Source organism: Deltaproteobacteria bacterium (genome assembly GCA_011773515.1).
In the GTDB taxonomy this organism is placed as follows: Bacteria; Desulfobacterota; Deferrimicrobia; order J040; family J040; genus WVXK01.
The window spans coordinates 63,398-64,470 of record WVXK01000078.1 but is presented as its reverse complement, the minus strand read 5'-3'; the positions used below and the strand labels follow the sequence as shown (position 1 = coordinate 64,470).

Below are 1,073 nucleotides of genomic sequence, written 5' to 3'. Positions count from 1 at the left end.
GAATACATCTTCGGGGGACTTCCTGAGATACTGCAACTGCCCTGCCAGCCATTCCAGTTCCACGTAACCCCCCAGGGGGAGGAGATACTCATAAAACCCGTAGAGAAGGGTATCAACATCTACCTGGATGAATCCCTCTCATCGGAATATCTCCTTAAAAACTGGGAATGGATTACAAACGGGGTGGCCCGGTGCGATGCGCTGGGCGACGTGATCGGCTCGGCACTGAGGTACGGCCACTATATCGGAACGGAAGGCGGAGAGGTCTACACGATTGACAACATCGAAATATTCCACCTGGACAGTGACGACGTGAAGATACACGAACCGATATTCGACTTCCTCCCGAAAAAAATCCACCCCAAAGACTCGCGGAAACGAAAGGCGCTCAGCGCAAGAGTGAAGAAAAATTACACCGCCACATACGAAAAGGAGTTCGGGTGCATCAAAGAGAACTGGCCATCCATCGAACGATATCTTTCCGAAATGAAAAGGTATATCAGGGAATATACCGGTGAACCATTCGAGCTGACCCTTTCTAAGATAAAAACTAATTTGAGAAAAAAAAGGTGATGGATGGCAGGAAGCGTTGAACGAAGGAAAGAGAAATAGATCATATCATCTCATCTTTTTCCTATCCCTCACTCTCTCGATAGTTCTCTTATCCTGCTCAAATCTGCTGAAAACAAGCTCTCCCCGGCGTGATGGGGAAGTAAGGGGGGACGTTTCTTCCACCGTGCACATCTTTCGCGACCCGTGGGGCGTGCCTCACATATACGCCGACACCATCGGGGACCTTTTGTTCGCGCAGGGGTTCGTACACGCCCAGGAGAGGCTTTTCCAGATGGACGCGGAGCGAAGGATCGCATCGGGGAGGCTCTCTGAAGTGCTGGGTGAAAAAGCTCTTCCCATCGACACGCTCTTTAGGACAGTCGGGCTTGCGAAGATAGCGCGGGAAATATACGGAAAGATGGATGAGCAGGCGAAAAAATTCGTCGACCGATATACCCACGGCATCAACCGGTTCATCGAAACTGCCGGCACCTATCCCGTCGAATTCAGGCTTCTGCGAT

2 protein-coding genes are annotated in these 1,073 nt (G+C 50.9%); both read left to right on the top strand.

Features of this window, described 5'->3' with window-relative positions:
- Positions 1 to 573, top strand: a 573-nt coding sequence (locus GTN70_09240) for a hypothetical protein (GenBank protein NIO17167.1), incomplete at its 5' end; no start/stop codon positions are given.
- A 163-nt stretch (positions 574 to 736) separates the two neighbouring features.
- A partial coding sequence (locus tag GTN70_09235; protein NIO17166.1) for a penicillin acylase family protein occupies positions 737 to 1,073 on the top strand: 337 nt, incomplete at its 3' end.